Origin of the sequence: Actinoplanes sp. G11-F43 (genome assembly GCF_050589265.1) — a bacterium.
Taxonomy (GTDB): domain Bacteria; phylum Actinomycetota; class Actinomycetes; order Mycobacteriales; family Micromonosporaceae; genus Actinoplanes.
Map to the genome: position 1 here is coordinate 1 of NZ_JBNZCE010000039.1, position 19,660 is coordinate 19,660.

15 protein-coding genes and 1 pseudogene are annotated in these 19,660 nt (G+C 67.3%); 11 read left to right on the forward strand and 5 right to left on the reverse strand.

All coding sequences use genetic code 11. The features are described from left to right. Window positions 1-90: 90 nt before the first annotated feature. Window positions 91-237 (reverse strand): annotated as a pseudogene (locus ACQ0O7_RS35895) (SAM-dependent methyltransferase); the annotation flags it as partial. A gap of 109 nt (window positions 238-346) precedes the next feature. Further along, window positions 347-1,039, reverse strand: coding sequence for a hypothetical protein (locus ACQ0O7_RS35900; protein ID WP_430789123.1), 693 nt, complete (start codon window positions 1,037-1,039; stop codon window positions 347-349). A 568-nt stretch (window positions 1,040-1,607) separates the two neighbouring features. On the opposite strand from ACQ0O7_RS35900, the gene ACQ0O7_RS35905 reads away from it, so the two are divergent. From ACQ0O7_RS35905 to ACQ0O7_RS35925, 5 genes are all read left to right on the forward strand, one after another. Beyond that, complete coding sequence (locus ACQ0O7_RS35905; protein ID WP_430789125.1) at window positions 1,608-2,480, forward strand: helix-turn-helix domain-containing protein; 873 nt, start codon at window positions 1,608-1,610, stop codon at window positions 2,478-2,480. A 2-nt stretch (window positions 2,481-2,482) separates the two neighbouring features. Next, window positions 2,483-2,704: a DUF397 domain-containing protein gene (locus tag ACQ0O7_RS35910; RefSeq protein ID WP_430789127.1), complete on the forward strand. Its 222-nt coding sequence runs from the start codon at window positions 2,483-2,485 to the stop codon at window positions 2,702-2,704. Between the two features lie 130 nt (window positions 2,705-2,834). Further along, on the forward strand, window positions 2,835-4,160 hold the full coding sequence (locus tag ACQ0O7_RS35915; RefSeq protein ID WP_430789129.1) for a hypothetical protein: 1,326 nt from the start codon (window positions 2,835-2,837) through the stop codon (window positions 4,158-4,160). Continuing rightward, window positions 4,157-5,080, forward strand: coding sequence for an LLM class F420-dependent oxidoreductase (locus ACQ0O7_RS35920; protein ID WP_430789131.1), 924 nt, complete (start codon window positions 4,157-4,159; stop codon window positions 5,078-5,080). The genes ACQ0O7_RS35915 and ACQ0O7_RS35920 overlap by 4 nt, the downstream gene beginning before the upstream one ends. Before the next feature lie 62 nt (window positions 5,081-5,142). Further along, the gene (locus ACQ0O7_RS35925) at window positions 5,143-6,510 is read left to right on the forward strand and encodes an XRE family transcriptional regulator (protein ID WP_430789133.1); all 1,368 of its coding nucleotides are present in this window, start codon (window positions 5,143-5,145) and stop codon (window positions 6,508-6,510) included. Between the two features lie 16 nt (window positions 6,511-6,526). On the opposite strand, the gene ACQ0O7_RS35930 is transcribed toward ACQ0O7_RS35925, so the two are convergent. Beyond that, window positions 6,527-7,240 carry an HAD family hydrolase gene (locus ACQ0O7_RS35930; protein WP_430789135.1) on the reverse strand — a complete coding sequence of 238 codons (714 nt, stop codon included), beginning with the start codon at window positions 7,238-7,240 and terminating at the stop codon, window positions 6,527-6,529. Between the two features lie 139 nt (window positions 7,241-7,379). Here ACQ0O7_RS35930 and ACQ0O7_RS35935 point away from each other — a divergent pair, with 139 nt between their 5' ends. Beyond that, window positions 7,380-8,453 (forward strand): asparaginase, encoded by a 1,074-nt coding sequence (locus tag ACQ0O7_RS35935; protein ID WP_430789137.1) that lies wholly within the window; start codon window positions 7,380-7,382, stop codon window positions 8,451-8,453. Continuing rightward, complete coding sequence (locus tag ACQ0O7_RS35940) at window positions 8,450-8,959, forward strand: PPC domain-containing DNA-binding protein (RefSeq protein WP_430789139.1); 510 nt, start codon at window positions 8,450-8,452, stop codon at window positions 8,957-8,959. The genes ACQ0O7_RS35935 and ACQ0O7_RS35940 overlap by 4 nt, the downstream gene beginning before the upstream one ends. Here ACQ0O7_RS35940 and ACQ0O7_RS35945 read toward each other — a convergent pair. Both ACQ0O7_RS35945 and ACQ0O7_RS35950 read right to left on the reverse strand, forming a co-directional pair. Next, a complete protein-coding gene (locus tag ACQ0O7_RS35945; RefSeq protein ID WP_430789141.1) occupies window positions 8,947-9,336 on the reverse strand; it encodes a GNAT family N-acetyltransferase in 390 nt (129 codons plus the stop codon). The two genes, ACQ0O7_RS35940 and ACQ0O7_RS35945, sit on opposite strands and share 13 nt — an antisense overlap. Window positions 9,337-9,366: 30 nt before the next feature. Next, window positions 9,367-9,519, reverse strand: coding sequence for a hypothetical protein (locus ACQ0O7_RS35950; RefSeq protein ID WP_430789143.1), 153 nt, complete (start codon window positions 9,517-9,519; stop codon window positions 9,367-9,369). Between the two features lie 244 nt (window positions 9,520-9,763). Here ACQ0O7_RS35950 and ACQ0O7_RS35955 point away from each other — a divergent pair, with 244 nt between their 5' ends. The 4 genes from ACQ0O7_RS35955 to ACQ0O7_RS35970 all read left to right on the forward strand — a co-directional run bounded on the left by ACQ0O7_RS35955 (window position 9,764) and on the right by ACQ0O7_RS35970 (window position 19,643). After that, complete coding sequence (locus tag ACQ0O7_RS35955) at window positions 9,764-10,771, forward strand: TauD/TfdA dioxygenase family protein (protein ID WP_430789145.1); 1,008 nt, start codon at window positions 9,764-9,766, stop codon at window positions 10,769-10,771. Window positions 10,772-10,833: 62 nt separating this feature from the next. Next, window positions 10,834-11,490: a DUF6875 domain-containing protein gene (locus ACQ0O7_RS35960; protein WP_430789147.1), complete on the forward strand. Its 657-nt coding sequence runs from the start codon at window positions 10,834-10,836 to the stop codon at window positions 11,488-11,490. After that, window positions 11,487-18,581: an amino acid adenylation domain-containing protein gene (locus ACQ0O7_RS35965; RefSeq protein ID WP_430789149.1), complete on the forward strand. Its 7,095-nt coding sequence runs from the start codon at window positions 11,487-11,489 to the stop codon at window positions 18,579-18,581. The genes ACQ0O7_RS35960 and ACQ0O7_RS35965 overlap by 4 nt, the downstream gene beginning before the upstream one ends. Window positions 18,582-18,683: 102 nt before the next feature. Next, entirely contained in the window at window positions 18,684-19,643 is a 960-nt protein-coding gene (locus tag ACQ0O7_RS35970) for an ATP-grasp domain-containing protein (RefSeq protein ID WP_430789151.1), read from the forward strand. Window positions 19,644-19,660 lie beyond the last annotated feature (17 nt).

Sequence of the window (19,660 nt, forward strand, 5' to 3'; positions counted from 1 at the left end):
GTGCTTGTTCGCCATCGTGCTCCAGGACTCCTGATCTACCCGGACCTCACGATCCAAGGTTCAAGTGTCCAAGATCAAGGGGGAGGGCCCCATCGCCTCGCCGACTTCGCGGTCGACGGCGAAGTTGTCCTTGCCACCCAGCCAGTAGTCGTAGATCCGGGCGGAATGCGGCACGTCGATCTTGACGGTCGGCGGACGGTGATCCGGCGGGGCTGCGGACCCATGGTCGAGGTTCATGCCAGGACCGTCCCGCCGCTGGGTACGTTCCGGGAACGCGGGCTGGCTACTGCTGGCGTGCGTCGGCGATCGATGCGGGCGGTGCGGCCCGCCGGTGGCGCAGCGGCGTTCACCGTGCCTCCTGTACCGGCCTGCACGCCGTGCTGACGGAGCCGGCGGTGTCACTACCGGCGAAACTCGCATTGCCCTTCCCTGCGAAGGCATGCACGTAAACACGTACGGCATCGCAGTCGACTGTGCGTAGCATCGGCTGGACGGTTGCCGATCCACGGCCAAGAAGAGCCGGATCGCCGTACGGACGATATCCGCACCTTAAGGCCACGGCCGTGACGGCATCATCGGCCGCGAGCAAACAGCGCGCCGGCTCTGCAACACCCGCCAGGTCTTCGGTGAGCAGCACGCTGGCGATACCGTGCCGCTGCCAACGCGGCAGAACCCCCAGTCCGGCCAGCCGCCGATGTGGCTGGCCTTCGTGCGCCTGCCTGGATGCGGCATCGAGCTCGCCGAGCTTGGCGGCGAACGCGCCGCCATCAGGTGCGGTCACCGCGCGGGCGGAGCAGGGAGCCGCACAGGGCAGCCACAGCGCTGCAGCGATCACCTGATCGCCGTTCTCAACGATTCGTGCTGCACCGTACTGGATCGCCTCCGCCGTCCGGGCAACATGATGATGGAACAGCTGGCGGCCGCGGGCTACCGGCTCCGCCTCCAGCCAACGGCCCAACATCGTGGGCAGCGCGGCGGCCGCAAGCACACCCGCCAGGGGCCGGATGTCCCAGTAGGTCGCATCTCGGGTTGTCCACATCAGCGAGACACCGTCCTCGCGCCAGGAACAGGAGCGGGTACGCCTGCCCGGCTGGACCAACGCGCGGATTCGCTCGGCGGCCAAGCGCCGCGGCGGCAGGCCCCCAGCTCCCTGTCGTAGGCGGCGACACCGACGAGCAGCCGCGTGCCATCAACGACCCGGGCTTCCGTGGTGCTGGGCATCCCGGCGTGACGGGTGCTCGCAGCGATCTCAGCCATGATCGGTTCCTCGCATCGTCTTGTGGCCGGCGGTCGTGCATCGGTCTCGGCATCTGGCCAGCAGTGCGGTGTGAGGCGCGGCACCGCGGTATCTGCAATTCGAGGTGATGCCCAATCTGTGTTGCTCCACAATCGCCTCTGCACGAGGCGAGAGGAATCCCTGTTTCATGGGAATCGACGGGAATTTAAAAGGGAATCGGCGCGGGAATTATGGGTCCTGAGCTGCGAAAACGTCAATGAGGGCCGCTCGTGAGGGCCTGGCTGCGTTTCGGCGGTGGGTTACGATGCCGCCATTGCCGCTTCTCGTCGAGCGGCGCAATCGAATGCGGCGAAGCAGGGAAGGTCGCGTTGTGAACTTCAGCCCGTATGTGAATCGGCTTTGGCTTGCCGCCGCGATCCTCGATGCGCGCAAACAAGCTGGATACACCACCGACAGGCTGTCGCAGGAAACCGGTATTCAGCGGCAGAAGATCAGCCATATCGAGACCGCCAATCGGCCAGTCGATCCTGCGGCCATCCGCCTCATCCTCGACGCCCTCGGCGTTGCGGCCGCCAGGCACACAAAGATCATGCGAGCTGCCGAACGGGCCGCAGCGCAAGGGTGGTGGAAGCGCTACGACGATGAGATGGGTCCACGTCAGGCGCAGACCGCCGACCTGGAGGCAGGCGCCAGCGCGATCTTCGAGTACCAGCCGTTTCTCATTCCCGGCCTGTTGCAGACCCCGCATTTCGCGCGGGCCCGTGCGGAGGCGGCGCGCACCACCCGCAGCCGCCGTTTCTCGACTGCTCGCGATCTCGAAGCCCGGGAGAAACGCCAGGCCATCCTGTCCGCGCCGGCCGCGACCCCGTACGAGGTGGTGATCGACGAGACGGCCCTTCGCCGGCGCACCGTCACCGCCGATGTCATGCACGGCCAGTTGGAACACCTGATCGGTGCGACGCTGAATCTGCGAGCGGTGACCGTGCGGGTCTTGCCGCTCGATGCCGCACTCGCGGAGCGGTTGCAGGCCCGCAGCGCGTTCTCGTACTACGCCTACTCCGATCCTGACGATCTTGAGATCGTCACGGTGGATACCAATATCGACGACATGATCCTTACCGACGAGGTCGAAGTAGGGATCTACGCCAGCTTGCGTTCGGAATTGCAGGAGGACGCGTTGAGCGCGGCCGATTCCCTCGAGCTTCTCGCCGCCCTGGCGCAGGAGTGCTTAACAAGGAGATGAGTATGGAAACCACTGCGGCGTCAGCGGCTCCCCGCCCGGCAGGGGTGTGGTTCAAGTCGAGCCGTTCGGCCCCGGCGTCGAACTGTGTCGAGGTCCGATACCTCCCGGAGGGCGGTGTTGAGGTGCGCAACTCCAAGCGTCCGGAAGGCGGGTCGCTGATCTTCACCAACGAGGAGTTCGATGCCTGGGTCGGCGGCGCTAAGGACGGCGACTTCGACCGCTGACGCCAGCCCGGAACCCGACACCGATGGGTGGCCTGCCCCGGCCGATGCCTTGCGGATCGAGTAGGCCGCCCATCACCATACGAATGCCTTGCTCGCTGCAGCCCATACCCTCGCGCAGGAAGAGACGGCGATGCCCGAGTCGGACGCGATACCGAATGAGCGGTTCCGTGATGCACGCATCCGGCTGTTCGGCAGCAGACAGGCTCTCGCTGAGGCAGTCAACAGCATGGTGCCGATCTCCTTCGTCGTGTCTGAAAACGACATCGGCAAGCTGGAGCGAGGGGAGGTTACCTGGCCTCGTGAGCCGCGCCGATCGGCGTTTCGTAAGGCGCTGCAGGTAGATAACGACCAGCAGATCGGCCTCTTCGATCGGCGCCAGCAGCGAACAAGCAACGCCGACTCGCCTAACGAACCGTCACTGGATTCGCCGGATGAGGCGACTTCCGACGAGCCGCCGCTGGCGTCACTCAGTGCCATCGCTGAGGGGACCGACCTCGTCCGGTTTGCCGCTGTCCTGGACCGCTCAGGAATCGGCGCCGCGGAGCTCATCGCTGCGGAGCTCGCGTGCGATCAACTGGACCGGGACTACCCTCGGATGCCGCCCGACACCACACTGGGCCGAGTCCGCGACCTGATGACCACCGTTACTGCCCATCTCAGCCGCCGGCAGACGATTCACCATCAGCGGCGACTGGTGACACTTGCGGCGCGGCTGGGCGGCTTGCGGGCCTGGGGTTGTTTCGACGTCGACGAGCACCGCGCCGCCGGACGCTGGTTCGAGCTAGCGGTCTCCGCAGCTCACGAAGCGCAGGCCTGGAGCGTGGGGGCATGGCTGCTCGGCGCCCAGAGCCTGATTCCGTGGCATCGGCGTGACTTCCGAGGCGCCGCTGACCTCATCGAACGCGGCATCTACCACGCCCGCAACGGCTCGGACGAGACGACGCGAGCATGGCTGTATGCCCTCCAGGCACGGGCATTTGCCGCCACGGGTGACCGAGCAGGATTCGAGCGGTCCTACGCGCGGGCCCAGGATGCAGCCGAATACTCGGCAGAGCGCGACCGCCGACACGGTATGGACTTCGACCGGGGCATTCTCGACGTGTGGTACTACGCGGGTTCGGGCTGGCTGCTGCTGCGACAACCCGAGATGGCGGAGGCGGAGTTGTCAGGTTCGCTCGAAGCCCTGCCGCAGGCACACACCAAAGCTCGCGCGGTACTGACGCTGTCGATCGCCGACGCAGCTGTTCAGTCGGATGAGACAGGCCGCGCCGTCAAATTGGCTTGTAGCGCTCTGACGTCGACCACGCACCAGCCGATCCTGCCGATACTTCAGCAGGCCCGCAGAATCCAGCGATCCGTCGCCAGACGAGACCCGCGGGCAGGCCGAAGTTTGGAAAGCCCGATCGACGAGTTCGCCACGGCGCTGGCGACCGTAGCCGCCGGGGCGGCGTCATGAAACTCACCGGCCTCGGCATCTGGACCGCGCAATTCGATTTCCAGCCGGCTCACGTCGTCCGTGACACCGTCCAGGAGCTGGAGGACCTCGGGTACCACTCGTTGTGGGTCGGGGAGAACGTCGGCCGTGAGCCCATCAGCCAGGCCAGTATCCTGCTGGCCGCGACGCAGCGGATGATCGTCGCCACCGCCGTCGCGAACATCTGGGCCCGCGATCCGCTCTCCACCCATGCAGCACAACAGACCCTCAGCGAGGCGTACCCCGGCCGGTTCATCCTCGGCCTCGGTATTAGTCACCGAAGGCTGGTCGAACAGACTCGAGGACTGCGGTACGAGAAGCCGCTCGAAACCATGCGCGACTACCTACAGGCGATGGACGCCAACGCGCATACATACCGGGCGGTACAGGCGAACAATGTCATCCGGGTCGCTGCGGCCCTGGGCCCTCGGATGTTGCAACTCGCCGGCACGCTTACCGACGGTGCTCATAGCTACCTGGTACCCGCGGAACACACTGCTCTCGCAAGGCACCAGTTGGGACCGGAGAAGCTCCTGATCCCGGAACAAGCCGTGGTTCTCGAGACCAACAAGACGCGCGCCTATGACATCGCTCGCCAACACATTCGCCGGTATCTACCTTTGTCGAACTACACCTACAACCTGCGCAGACTAGGCTTCACCGACGACGACTTCGACCATCACGGAAGTGATCGCCTCGTCGACGCTCTGGTGGCCTGGGGCGACGAGGACCGCATCGCGGAGCGCATCAACCGGCACCACCAGGCCGGCGCGGATCACGTCTGCATCAACGTCCTCGACCCGGACCCGCGCGCGTTGCCGCTACCGCAATGGCGACGGCTGGCAGCCATCTCGATGCGACGACCAGCCAATAGCGCACCGCCGTCACGGCGCGACACATGACGGTTCGTGCTGGGAGGCCACCGGCCATTCCGTATTCAAACATCGGTCTGTAGGAGGCGACGATGTCTGCGCAGGACGCGGGGCCCAACATCCTGTTCCGTGATGCGCGCCGACGCTTGTTCGGCAGCAGGCAGGCCCTTGCCGACGCCGTCAACCAGCTCGTCCCCGACGCCTACCGGGTTTCGGACAACGACATCGGCAAGATCGAACGCGGCCAGGTCACCTGGCCGCGCCAACCACGTCGCGACGCATACCGGCAGACACTGCAAGCTGCTACCGATCCGGAACTCGGATTCTTCGATCGCCGAGCCCCGCAAGCTGAAGGTGCCGGTTCGGTGACGGAAGTCAGTTCAAGCCCGAAAATCAGTGTGCCACGACTGGTGAGCTCGTCACTCTCGAAAGATTCGGCCCTCGCCGCAGCAGCTTCGCCTCACTGGGAACACCAGCTGTTATCTGGGGATCCAGCCTCTGCGGTCGACGCCGGGTTTGGCCCGGCTGATCAATTTCAGATCTTCGACTCACCCGTCGGCGAGTGGAATAGCTTTTCAGTGGTTACTAGCATGCTGGTGCAGCAGCGGCAGAATGTGGCGCCCTCGGCGCTGCTGAATCTGGTCGAGGCGCATCGCGAATGCCTTTCTACACTATTTCGGCATCCGGGCTCGCGGCCCATCCGGAAAGAAATCGGCGCGATGCTAGGTGAAGCCTCAGTGGTTGCTAGTCGACTGTGGAGTGCTCAGGGCAATCGAAGCATGGCGCTCGCACATTGCGCCTATGCCCGACGTCTTGCTGATCAGCTGCAACATCCGCGCCTTGGTGCTACGGCGCGTATATTCGAGAGCAACCTTCATTCTGACGCTTCGACTCTAATAGAGGCCAACGGTGACGTCATGGTGGGCTTGAGGCTCCTTGATGAGGCAGCCGCAGCCTCTCACCTGTTATCGGCGCCAGCCCGCGCTCGGATCGCAGCAGAACAGGCGCAAACCTTCGCCGCGCTTGGCCTGCGGCGCGAGGCCGATTCGGCCTTAGAACGTGCTTACGAGGCAGCGAAAGAGATTGAGCCCGACGACCGTATCGGACTATATAGTGATTGGAGCGTCAATCGTGTGCGAGTCTACGAGGGGACTTGCCGGCTTCTCCTAAGAAGCCCCAAACAGGCCATAGAGGTGCTGGAGTCAGCCGTAGAAAACCTCGCCGAGGATCAACAGCACACTAACGTCATGCTCGCGGCGCAGGTGGACCTTGCTAGCTCATACGCCGAAACTGGTGAGGTGGAGGAGTGTTGCTCGCTCCTGGGTGCCACCTACGACCGATTGATTGCAGTCGGCAACCTCCGAGGAATTCACCGCGCTCGCCAGGCTCGGAGACGTCTGGAGGCATGGAACGGTGAACGTTCGATCCGGCAACTCGATGCTCGCATGAAGACGGCCTAGGCGACTCGGCAAGTATTTAGCCAAGAACAACTTCTCTGACCGCAGAAATAACCTGCGAAGGGTCTAGGGATTCCAAGATGACATCTGGCGAATGTTGTTCCAACTCTGCCCGGGTTGCACGGTGAGTTACCACAATCACATGAAATCCGGCCTGCCGGGCGCAGGCGATGTCATTTGGCGCATCTCCGATTACAACGGTCTTTCGCGGATCTAGATCATATTTGTAGAAACGACTGAATCGTTGCTTCACCACGTCCGAAAGCTGAAATCTATCTCGTTTGTCCGATCCATAACCGCCGATGCTGAGGTCCAAGTGGGAATCCAGCCCGAGTTCGCTGAGCTTGATCTCGGCGGCCGACTGAAGGTTACCCGTCAGCACCGTTTGCACAAATCCTGCCTGATGCAGTTCGGCAATGCTAACAACTGCACCGGGATAGGGTGGCTGGCTGGCCCGCAATTCTAGACGCCCCTCGTTCATCACGGCATCAAGGTTGCTAGCGAAGTTGCCGACCTGAATCTCGGCATCGACGGGCGAAACACCGGAAGCGATCGCCGTATCGATGACGATAGACTCGTCTGTGTATCCGTGGACCTTATTTTGCGGGAAGGAAACGTCTGTTTCCGCGATTCCGTAGGTCCTGGCGATCGCCCGACGCAGCCAGCGAAGATCTGCCGGAATGAGCGTGCCGTCGATGTCCCAGATCACCAGGCCGGGTTCTAATGCTCTCACCTAACCATGATTCCACATGTCGCGCCATTGACACCGCCCTGCAACAGCGCGTCTACCCTCCCTGCCGTTTCAGCGTCCTCTGCGACGGTGACCAGGTTTAAGCTACCCACGCAGCGCCCGACCGGAAGGACCGACATCGGTGCCCGAACCCTCCACACCGTTCCCCCGCCCACGAGTCGTGGTCGTCGGGCTCGGCGGCACCATCGCCATGACGCAAAACGCAGGTGGCGGCGTCACGCCCACTCTGTCGGCCCATGACCTCATCGACGCCGTACCCGGCCTCGCCGACTCCGGCATCGACGTCAACGCGCTTTCCCTGCGCAGCCGGCCAGGCGCGTCACTGACCAGTGAGGACATCCTCGAACTCGCCGAAATGCTCACTGAACACTTCGCTGACGGCGTCGCCGGTGCGGTCATAACCCAGGGCACCGACACCATCGAAGAAACGGCCTATCTCCTCGATCTGCTCCACACCGGCGCCCAACCGATCGTGGTTACCGGTGCCATGCGCAACCCCACCCTGGCCGGCGCAGATGGACCGGCCAACCTGCTCGCCGCGGTCACGGTCGCGGCATCTCCGCAAGCCCGAGAACTCGGCTGCGTCGTCGTACTCGCCGACGAGATCCATGCCGCCGTACGGGTCCGCAAACGCCACAGCATGAGCACCGCCGCGTTCGTCTCACCGACCGGTGGCCCTCTCGGCTACCTCGCCGAAGGACAACCCCGCATCCTCAACCGGCCCTCCCACCGTGCCACCCTCACCTGCCAGTTGATCGATCGCCCGCTCCCAAGGGTCGCAATCCACACCGCAGCCCTCGGCGACGACGGCGCACTGCTTCCAATCCTGGCCAGAGAACTCGACGGCCTCGTCATCGCAGGCTTCGGCGTCGGCCACGTCCCCGATACCTGGGTCACTTATCTGGAAGGCGCCGCTAGCCGCATCCCGGTCGTCCTCGCATCCCGCACCGGAGCCGGCTTCACAGCAACCAGCACCTACGGATTCCCCGGGTCCGAACGAGACCTTCTCAACCGCGGCCTCATCACTACCGGGATCCTCGACCCCTACAAGGCCCGTCTCCTACTACAGCTGACACTCGCCTCCACCACCAGCCGCGCTGAAGCACTGGCAGCCTTCTCTGCGATGAGCGAAGTAGACGACAGGTCACCGTTCAACGGTGCAGCCGCTACCTACCGCGAAGCGGTGCCGCGATGACACGCAGTTGGCAGGCCGCTGCCGGACAGACCATCGTTGCGGTCTTCGACCACGGCGACGACTTCTACACGGCCCTCAACGAGGTCTGCACCAAGCACGGCATCCGCCAGGGCTACATCCCCATGTTCATCGCCGGCTTCGCCAACGCCGACATAGTCGGCACCTGCGAACGCCTCGAGAACCCTCAAGCCCCAGTTTGGTCGAAGGTCCAGTTATCCAACATCGAGGCTGTCGGCGGCGGAACCCTCGCATGGGACGAAGCTGCGGACCAGATAGCGCCCCACATCCACGTAGCCGTCGGACTCAAGGAACACAGCGCCACGGGTCACACCAGCCACCTACTCGACGCAACCGTGCAGTTCCTCACGGAAATAGTCATCGTTGAGGTGACTGCTCCCCTGATGTTCCGAAGGAAACAACGGGATCTCTATGACGTGCCGTTGCTGCGTATTTTTTCGCTGAGCGACGTCGCTCTAGCGCTCGCGCGTTCGTATCACCTGGTGTGACGTAGGTCGTCCAGGGAGTCGCGGAGGTAGACGTCGAACAGCGGTGCCGGTGCGGTGGGCCCGCCTTCAATCTGGCCGATCTGGCGCCAGCCCCAATTCTGGTAGATGGCTTTCGTGTCGGTCGCAGTCGGTTGGACGGTGAGCGTGGCTCGCTGCTCGGCTCGGCTGGCCAGCAGCTTGTTATGCAGCGTCTTGCCCACCCGGTGTCCGCGTGCCGTCGGCAGGACCGCGAAGTCGAAGAGCGTGAAGGTCCTACCAGGCCACTCCCGCATGGTCTCGTCCGCCAGGGTCTCGGTCACCTTGCTCCAGCGCTGGGTGGTGGCCGGCAGCGTGAACCCGTAGGCGAAGCCGACCAAAATCGGGCGCGCGACCGCCACGGTGATCCCGAAGGTGGGATCAGTGAGCAACTAGTCGAGGCGTTCGCGGTGCAGCACGGATTCGTCGTCGCGCCAGAAGAACGGCGGCCGGGAGAACACCTCGTCGTAGACCGTACAGATCGCGTCGAGATGTGCGGCCGCGAGCTCGGCGTGTCCGACGTCAATGGTGATCTCGTCGAGCATGTCGTCAGCATACGTCGGGGGCCTGGCTTGGCGCTCCCGCTGGCTCGACGCTTACCGGGCGTCGAAACCCTGGAGAAGGTTCGTGTTTCTCCAGGCGAGAAGGCATCTTTCCCGCCGTCATTCCCATACAGATTCCCACGGAATTCCCGCCTGAACGGCGTTCCGATGCGTAGGCAAGAGTGTGAATGTGGAGGTGAACGATGCATTGATCGGCGCGGTCTTTTCCAGATGAGGAGAAATGGCCATGGCAAGTAGCCAAATGGTTACCAACTTCAAGGTGCAGCGCACGGCGGGGTTCATCGGCGCCTATGTCGAGGGACTTGATTTGGCCGCTGACCTGGAGGAGGCCGCCATCGGAGCGCTGCGCGAGGTGCTGCTCGCCCACAAGGTGTTGTTCTTCCGGGATCAGCGTCTAGATCACGCGTCGCATGTCGCGCTGGGGCGCAGGTTCGGGACGCTGCACACCAGCCCCCGGACGCAGAACCTTCCGGAGCTCGAGGGCTTCCCGGAGATCCTGACGATCTCTCCGCAGGTCGACGAGAAGCTCGTCGGCGCCAACCGGGAGGCCATCTTCCGCAAGAACTGGAACACGGCGCTCAGCGGCTGGCACATCGACGCGTCGCAGGTGGTGAACCCGCCGGCGATCGCGATCCTGCGAGCGGAGCGGGTTCCCCCGTACGGCGGCGACACACACTGGACGAACCTGGTGGCCGCCTACCAAGGGCTGTCGCCGGCGGTGCGGCAGATGTGCGACGGTCTGCAGGCCGAGCACACCTTCTGGGCAGCGCACAACCTGGATCCGTCGGTGCCGGCCGAGCGGCAGGCGATGGAGGAGATCGGCAGCCAGCGCGTCGCGGTGCACCCGGTGGTCCGGGTGCACCCAGAGACCGGTGAGCGTGCGCTGTTCGTCAACCCGTCGCGGACCGCCCGGATCCTGGGCATGAGCCCGGTCGAGAGCCGGCACTTGCTGAACATGCTGTTCGAGGAACTCACCCGGCCGCAGTACACCACGCGGTTCTCGTGGGCGCCGGGCTCGGTGGCGATCTGGGACAACCGGTTTACCGCGCACCTGGCCGCCACCGACATCGACCACCTCGAAGGTGAGGACGCCGTGCGGATCATGCACCGCACGTCGACGCGGGGTGAGGTGCCGGTCGGCCCGGACGGCTTCGAGTCCTACGCCACGGCGGGCCAGCCGCTGGACGAGCCCGGTGCACCGGTTCCGGCGACCGTCGGAGCGTCCCAGCGGTGAGCGCAAGGTCGAGGTCCGCGGCGAGGATCACGGGCGCGGCGCCGTCGGTTGTCACCGGGTCCTTGATCCGGGCCTGCGACGTCGACGAGGCGGTCGGCCGGTGGCCGCAGTACGCGGCCGGGCTGCGCTGGCTGGACGAGTTCGTCACCCAGCCGCATCCGGAGCTGGGCCGGCCGGGGGCGGTCTGCCCCCGGCTGGCGCCGGCGCTGCGCGCTCGCGTGGTGTGGATGGTCACGGTCCACGTGCCGGCCTACACGAGCGACCAGGCGGTCCTCACCGGCCGGCTGTTGATGCGGCTGTTCAGCGAACTCGCCGAGGAATCGGACCGATCCGATACCACCTTGCTCGCCTTCTTCCCCGACCTACCGGCGGATCGCGCCGCCGATTTCATCGACGGTGGACACAGGCTGCTGCGTAACGAGCTCGCTGAGCACGGTCTGATGCTCGGCGAGTTCCACCCGGCCAGCACGGTCGGCAGCGTGCACAACCGTGCCTTGCCGGTGATGCGCAGTCCCGAACCGATGTTCGCCGTGCGCACGATGACCCCGCACGATCTGCTGTTCGCCGACCAGCCCGACACACCACCGGCTGAGCGACTCGCCTACCTGCTGCATTTCGACCGGCACGTCAGCGCCCGGCTCAGCCCGGCAGCCCGGACGCAGTTGTACGCCCGTATCGCCGCCGCTCGAACCGCCTCTCGCACTGGAGCCTCGTCGTGATCGTCCGACTACCGTCCCCCGTCGACGCGCCCACCGTTGCGGAAGCGTTGAGTGCGGCCTTCCAGTCGTATGCCTCCGAGCCGGCGATCATCACCTCGGCGCGTTCCTGGACGTACGACGACCTGGCCGGCGCCGCCCACGCCGTGGCTGCCGGCCTGATCCGCAGCGGCCTGCCCACCACCGGCGATCCGGTCGTGGCGGTAATCCTCGACCGGTCTGCCGAGTTCGTCGCGACGGTACTGGGCGTGCTCGCGGCCGGCGGCACCTACCTGCCGCTCGATCCGCAGGCTCCCGACAGCTACGTCCAGCAGGTCATCGAGGAAGCGCGCCCGGTGCTGGTGGTGACCAATGCCGACCGCGCCGAGCGCATCCGGGCCGGGACCAATGCGCGGGTGTGCGCCTACCCCGATCTGCTCGACACCCCGGCCGCCGAGGTATCCGGGGCGCCGTCAGCTGCGGCGTACGTCATCTACACCTCTGGGTCCACCGGCGCCCCGAAAGGGGTGGTGGTGCCGCACACGGCTCTGCTGAACTCGACCGCTGCCCGCAGCGACGTGTACGGCCGGGCCGGGCGGGTGCCGCTGCTGCATTCGCCGGCGTTCGACCTCACCACCGGGGTGCTGTTCTGGACCCTGCTGACCGGCGGAGCGTTGATCATCGAAGCGGTGCCGCTGGCGGACGTCGTCGGTACCGTCGACCTGATCAACCGGCACAAAGCCACCCACCTGATCTATCCGGCGTCGCTGTACGGCGCCTTCCTCGACCGGATCGCCGCACAGCCCCCGGCCAGCCTCACCACCGTGGGCATCGGCAGTGAACGGTGGAGCCCTGCCCTGATCGACCGACATGCCGCGGCGGTGCCCGGGGTGTCGCTGGTCAACGAGTACGGGCCGACGGAAGCGTGCGTCTGCTCCAGCTACGCCGTGGTCTACGACAGAGACACCGGACAGCGGGCGCCGATGAGCATCGGCACGCCGGTCCGCAACACCGGCTACCGGATCCTGGACGCCGACGGCCGGCCCGCCCGGTCGGGGGAGCTGGTCATCACCGGCGCGAACCTCGCCATCGGCTACTTTCGCCGTGATCACCTGACCGCGCAGCGGTTCGTCACGGTCGACGGGGAGCGCGGCTACCGCACCGGCGACCTGGTCGAGCAGGCGCCGGACGGGACCTTCGTGTTCCTCGGGCGTGCCGACCGGCAGGTCCAGATCGGCGGGCACCGGGTCGAGCCGGGGCACGTGGAAACGGTCCTGATGGGCCATCCCGCGATCATGCAGGCGCATGTCGCTCCGCGGCCTGCGTCGGACGGCGGTGACGCTGCCGCGTTGATCGCCTACCTCGTCCCGATCCCGGGCCTGCACCGTGTCGGCGCCAACGACCCCACGCTCATCGGCGACTGCGACCGGTTCCTGCGCGGCCGGCTGCCGTCGTATCTGGTGCCCGCCGCGTACGTCGTCCTGGATGAGCTTCCCCGCACTCCAGCCGGAAAGATCGACCACCGTCGACTACCCGGCCCGGCCAGCACGGTGCACGACCCGGAGGACGTCAACGCGGACGGCAACGTCCTGCTGCGCGGCCTCGCCGCCCGGGCTGCCACCATCCTCGGCGTCCCGCGCCTGGCGCCCACTGCGCCGCTGGCGCAGCTGGGCGTCAGCTCGCTGGCGCTGATCAGACTGGCCGCTGCGATCACCGCCGACCACGGGGTCGACGTGCCGATCAGCGCGCTGTTCGCCGCACGGACGATCACGGATGTCGCCGGCCTGGTCCGGGAGGCGACTCCGGCGGCCCGGATGATCGAAGCCGGTAGCAGCGAGCCGCACGGCGGCTATCCGCTGAGCGGGCAGCAGGCACAGATCTGGGTGTTGACCCAGCTGGCGCCGGACGCCCGCGCCTACAACACCCAGTTCTCCCTGCAACTGCACGGGCCGGTCGACGTCGACGCGTTGCAGGCGGCGCTGACCAGCATCGTGGCGCGGCACGAGATCCTGCGGACCACCTTCCACGACAGCGCGACCGGTCCGATCCAGGTCGTGCACCCGCCCTGGCACGCCACGATCGACCTGGTCGACCTGTCCGGCCTCGAAGAGGCGGACCGCGACGCGGCCCTGGCGAGCCGGATGCAGGCCGCCGTCGGCGTCGGTTTCGACATCGCCGCGTTGCCGCTGGTCCGCTGGCACCTGTTCCGGCTCGCCGAGGACCGGTGGCGGCTGCTGCAGGTCGAGCATCACTTCGCCCACGACGGCTGGTCAGCGCAGCTGTTCCTGACCGAGCTACGTGACATCTACACCGCGATCGTGGAGGGCCGCGATCCGGAGCTGCCGGCGCTGGCGGTGCAGTACCGCGACTACGCCTGCTGGTACGAGCGGTGGCGCACCACCGCGGACTTCACCGCCTACACCGACTACTGGACCGGCCGGCTCGACGGCTGCCCTGCCGAGGGCGCGACCTTCACCCCGGACCGGCCCCGCCAGGCTGTCCGGTCGTTTCGCGGTGACCGGATCGACACGCACATCCCCGCCGTCGTCGTGCAACGCCTCGACGAGCTCGCCGCCCGGCACGGCGTGAGCCGGTTCGCGGTGTTCCTGTCCGCGTTCGCGGTGCAGGTGTGGCAGCACACCGGCAGCAGCGACATCGTCATCGGCTCGGCCCTGGCCAACCGACGTCTGCCGGGCACCGCCGCGCTGCTCGGCATGTTCGTCAACGCGCTGCCGCTGCGCGTCTACGTCGACCCGGACGCCTCGGTCGCCGAACTGTTGAACGCGACGATGGCGATGCTGCTCGACGCCCAGGACCACCAGGAACTTCCGTTGCTCGACCTCCTGGCCCACCTGGACCGGCCTCGCGATCCCGGCCACAATCCGCTGTTCAACGTCATGTTCGCGTTTCACGACACGCCCCGGCCCCGGCTGCAGATGGAGCCTGTGCAGGCGCAGCTCGTCATCGAGCACAATGCCACCGCCAAGGGCGACGTCAACGTGGTCTGTGTCCCCGACCCGGACCACGACGGCACCGGCGCCGGCGGCATGACGGTCCTGTGGGAGTACGACACCGACCTGTTCGACCGGGCCACCGCCGACCGGCTGCTGTCCGGTTTCGCCACGATCCTCGGCCTGCTGCCGGACAGCAGCGACCGGGCTGTCCGGCACCTGGACCTGCTCGGCGCCGACGAAATCCGCCGCATCCTCGCCGCCAGCGAGGGCCGGCAGGAGCCGCTGCCGCACGACACGCTGCACGCGGGGTTCGCCGCGGCCGCGGCCGCACAACCCGACGCGATCGCCGTGCTCCACCGCCGCGCTCGGTGGACCTACCGCGACCTCGACGAACGCGCCGCCGTCCTCCAGGCGCATCTGGCCGCCGCCGGGGTACGCGCCGGTGACGTGGTCGCTGTCGCCTGTCCGCCCGGCGCCGACCTGATCACCGCCATCCTCGCCGTGCTGCGCAGCGCAGCCCTGTACGTCTGCCTCGATCCCGGCCATCCCGCCGCCCGCACCGGCGAGATCCTCACCGACGCCGGCACCCGGATCATCATCACCACCGGTCCCACGGTTCTGGATCCCGACGCCGTCGGAGCCAGGACGGTGATCGCCGCCGACGACCTCCCTCCACTCGACGCTCCGGGCGCGCCCGCACCACGACCGGTCGAACCGGGCGACGGCGCCTACCTGGTCTACACCTCCGGGTCGACCGGCAAGCCGAAAGCCGTCGTGGCGACGCACGGCAACGCGTGCACGGCCATTCACGCCCGTACCCGATTCCTGCACGACGCCGGCACCGGCGCCGAGCCGGTCACCACACTGATCACCCTCCCGGCCATCTTCGACGTCGGCCCGCACATGATGATGTGGACGCTGTGGTCCGGCGGCACGGTCGTCTTCCCGGACAGCCCCGATCAGGTCCACGACCCCGGCGCGCTGCGCGTGCTGATCGAGACCGCGGGGATCACACACGTCAACTTCACCGCCTCGTTCTACCGGCAGTGGCTGACCGCGGTTCCCGCCGGCTGGCGACCCCACCTCCGGGTCGTCGCCGTCGGCGGCGAGGCGTGCACACCGCACGACGTACGTATGCACGCGGAACTGCTGCCCACCGTCGCGTTGGATCACGAGTACGGGCCGACTGAAGGCACCGTCTGGTGCACGGCGCAGCGGCTGCACCCGGCGGCACCCGGGTTGACCTCGCGGGTGACCGTCGGCGGGCCGCTGGTCAACTACACCGTCGCCGTTCTCGACCCGGCCGGCAACCTGGCCCCGGCCGGCGCTGTCGGCGAGCTGGTCATCGGCGGGCCCGGCGTCGCCGCCGGATACCACCGGCGCCCGGATCTCACCGGCCAACGTTTCGTCACCCCGGCCGCCGGGCCGTTCGCCGGCCAGCGGCTCTACCTCACCGGCGACCGGGCCCGGCTCACCGACACCGGCTTCGAGATCCTCGGCCGCACCGACGAGCAGGTGAAGATCCGCGGCTTCCGGGTCGAACTCGGTGAGATCACCACGCAACTGCGCGCCCACCCCGATGTCAGCGACGCGGCCGTGCTCGTCCACGGCGACGGCGCCCGCCTGGTCGCGTATGCCGCCACCCCGGGTTCGCACATCGGCTTCGGGGAACGGCTGCGTGCCTGGCTGGCGCAGCGGCTGCCGACCTACATGATCCCGGCCGTGTTCGTAGTCGCCGACCAGCTCCCGCGAACCTCGACCGGGAAGATCGACACCAAGGAACTGGCCGCGCTCCCCGCAGCCGACGGCCCGGAGCCGGAACACGGGCCGTCCACCGACCAGCAGTGGCTGCTGGCCCAGGTGTGGCGTGACGTCCTGCAGCAACCGGCCCTCGGCATCGACGACGACTTCTTCGCCGCGGGCGGTGACTCGCTGCAGGCCATCCAGGCCGCGACCCGGATCACCGCCCTCGGTGTCACCGTCAGCGTCGCCGACCTGCTCGCGGCGCCCACCGTCCGTGCCTTGGACATCCTGCTGGCCAACCGCCCCGCATCAGCGGGCATCACGGTCACCGACCGGCGCCCCGCCGGCACGACCCTGGCCACCACACCGATCCAGGAATGGTTCTTCAACCTGGGCCTGGCCGACCCCGACCACTTCCACCAGGCCCGGCTGTTCCGGATCCCCGCCCACTGCGACCTGGCCCGCCTCCGGGAAGCGCTGGCCTGGGCCGCCGACCGGCACGATGCTTTCCGCACCCGATTCACCCGCACCGCAGGCACGTGGACTGCGGTCCTGGCCGACCAAGCCCTTCCCGACCTGATTCGCGAACACACCCTGCCGGCCGACACCGGCACGCCAGCCGCTGAGCAGCTCGACACGGCCTTGCGCGGCCTGCACGAGCAGATCCGGATCGCCGACGGCCGCTTGGCGATGTTCACCATCGTGCACGACCCCACCGGGGAGCGCTGGCTCTACCTGATCGCCCACCACCTCATCGTCGACGTGGTGTCCTGGCAGATCCTCGCCGCTGATATCGAGCACGCGTACCGGCTGCTCACCGACGGGCTCCCGCTGCCGCACGGCTCGGCACCCGGCCTACCGTCACTCGACAGCCCCGCCACCGTCCAGGCGGCGCCTGATCTACGCCGTTGGGAGGCGCTGGCGGCAGCCGCCACGCCACGCCTCAGCACCGGCCGGCCTAGCACGGCCACGCTCGCCGAGCGGATCCAACTCACCCGGCCGCTGTCGGCCCGGGCTGGCACGTACCTGCGCCTCGAGGTGCCGCGTCTGCACGGCATCACCGCCCAAGCGGTTCTGCTCGCCGCCCTCAAGCGAGCGATTACGCCGTCGAGCACCGGCATCGGCCTCTACCTGTGGTTGGAAGGCCACGGCCGCGGCGAAGCCGGCACCCGAGGCGCCGACCACGCCGTCGGCTGGCTGACCTCGCTGCATCCGGCCCTGTTCACCGTTGACGACGGGCTGGCGGCCCGGCTCGTCGACGTGGCCACCAGCATCCACCGGCAGACCTCCACCGCCGCAGACGCCGCCGCCGGGTTCGGTGAAGCGGTGCTGCGCAACCCGGGCTCGGCGCTGTACCAACAGCTGGCTGCCGCCGCTCTTCCGCAGATCACTTTCAACTACCTCGGACAACCAGCCGACTCGACCGGCTGGCTCCTGCAGCCCGTCGCCGCTCCTGAGGGCGCCACGATCGGCGCGAGCAACGTGCTGCCGACACCGTTCGACCTCACCGTCGCCCCCGACATCGACGGCACCGTCACCTGCCGCTTCTCCGTCGACCCGACCGTGCTCGACCCGGCGCAGGCAGCCCAAGTCGCTGACCGGTTCGCCGCCGAGCTCGAAGCCGCCGCCAGGCTCGCCCCCCTCACCAGCGCCGCGGCCGGTCCGGCACGCCGGACCCTGTTCCTGATCCACCCGGTCGGCGGGCTGCTCGACTGGTATCTCCCCCTCGTCAACGGCCTCGGCCCCGGCTGGGAGTGCTACGGCATTCCCCGCGACCGCGCCTGCGTCGACACAACGATGCAGGACCTGGCCAGCCGTTACCTGGCCCTGATCAGGGCGGCCAAACCCGACGGCCGGTACGCCGTCGGCGGCTGGTGCCTGGGCGGGCCCCTGGCATACGAAATCGCCCGCCAGGCGCACGCCGACGGCGACGGCGATCGGATCGACCAGGTGATCCTGCTCGACCCACCTCGGGCCGAACAACCCCGCAACCCCCACGACGTCCTGATCTCGCACATCCACAACGCCTGCCCCCACCAGCGCCGCACTACGGTCGTCGACGCGCTCGCCGCGACCGACCAGCTGCCCGTCGAACAACGCGCGGCAGCACTCGTCGATCTGCTCGCAACGGCCGGGCCCGGCCAGCCCGACCCGCAACTCCTGAGCCAAATGGTGATGCGGCTGACCGACCACGCGGCGATGTCGGCCTGGCAACCCACCACCACGGTGGGCCGGATGACCCTCTACATCCCGCAGACGGGCACGCCCGACCACGACGACGCCGTAGCCACCTGGCAGCCCTACAGCCGTGAACTTTCCGCCATCACCATCCCGGGAGATCACGAAAGCATGCTCGTCACCGCTGAACTGATCGGATACCTCGACGGCCTCTCCACGCTGACCAGCGATGACAGCTGATGGCATCCGGCCCCTTCGCCGCGGCCTGGCTCCGGTAGTCCGCGGCCCGGCAAGCGCCGGCGTGGCGCCTGCCGCCCACGGCCGCGCGGCGAGAGATCTTGCATGGAGGACGACATGAAGAAGGATCCCTGGCTGACAGTCGTCTACCGGCCTGACGACTTCGATCCCGCCTTCCTCGAGCGGGCCATCCAACGGATGGTCGACGCCTCCACCGAAGACGCCGGTAGGGCCGGCTTCCGCTACCGGGCCATCCCACACCACGAGCTGATACCCGGCTGCGGCGACCGGCCGCAACTCTGGCATCACGGCAGCGACCTGCTCCAGAACCGGCAACTGTTCCAAGTCGACGACTTCAGCTGGGACCCCCAGGCACATCGTCACCTGACCGCGATCCACCGCACCGTGAGGGCCAGCGACTCGATCCTGCTCAACCAGGCCTTCGGCGCCCCGGAATACCTGACAACCGACAAGCTGGCAATCAGCCAGCACGCCCGGCGCCTCGGCCTGCCCGCCGCGAGGACGGTGGCCGTCCCGTTCGGCCGGTACGCCCGAACGGCGCTCCCGCTAATCGACGCGGAAATCGGAGCGGGCCCCTACATCCTCAAGCCCCGGGAAATGGGCATGGGCTTCGGAGTCCTGAAGGCCGAAACCCGTGAACAGTTGGCCGCCGGACTGGACCTCACCGCGCAGTCAGGCACGGCGTACATCGTCCAGCCCTACCTGCCCAACGACGGAGACCTCCGGGTGTTCGTCGTTGCCGGCCAGGTCGTGGCCAGCGAACACCGCCGCCCCGCGCCCGGCTCCTACCAAGCCGGTACCAGTCAAGGCGGCGCCGGCAGCGGTGGTACGGCCGCCACCCGCATGACGGCAGACAGCATCCGCGTCGCGGAAAGTCTCGACGCATCATGCCTGCAAGTCGACTGGCTGCTGACCGAAGACGGACCCATCGCTAACGAATGGAGCGCCGGATTCGGCGGTCACCTCGCCTTACCAGCAGACGAACGTGCCCGGTGGAGCGCCGCCTACTTCGACTGGGCACGCACGGTGTGGTCGCCGAACTGACAACGCCGGTCGCCCCC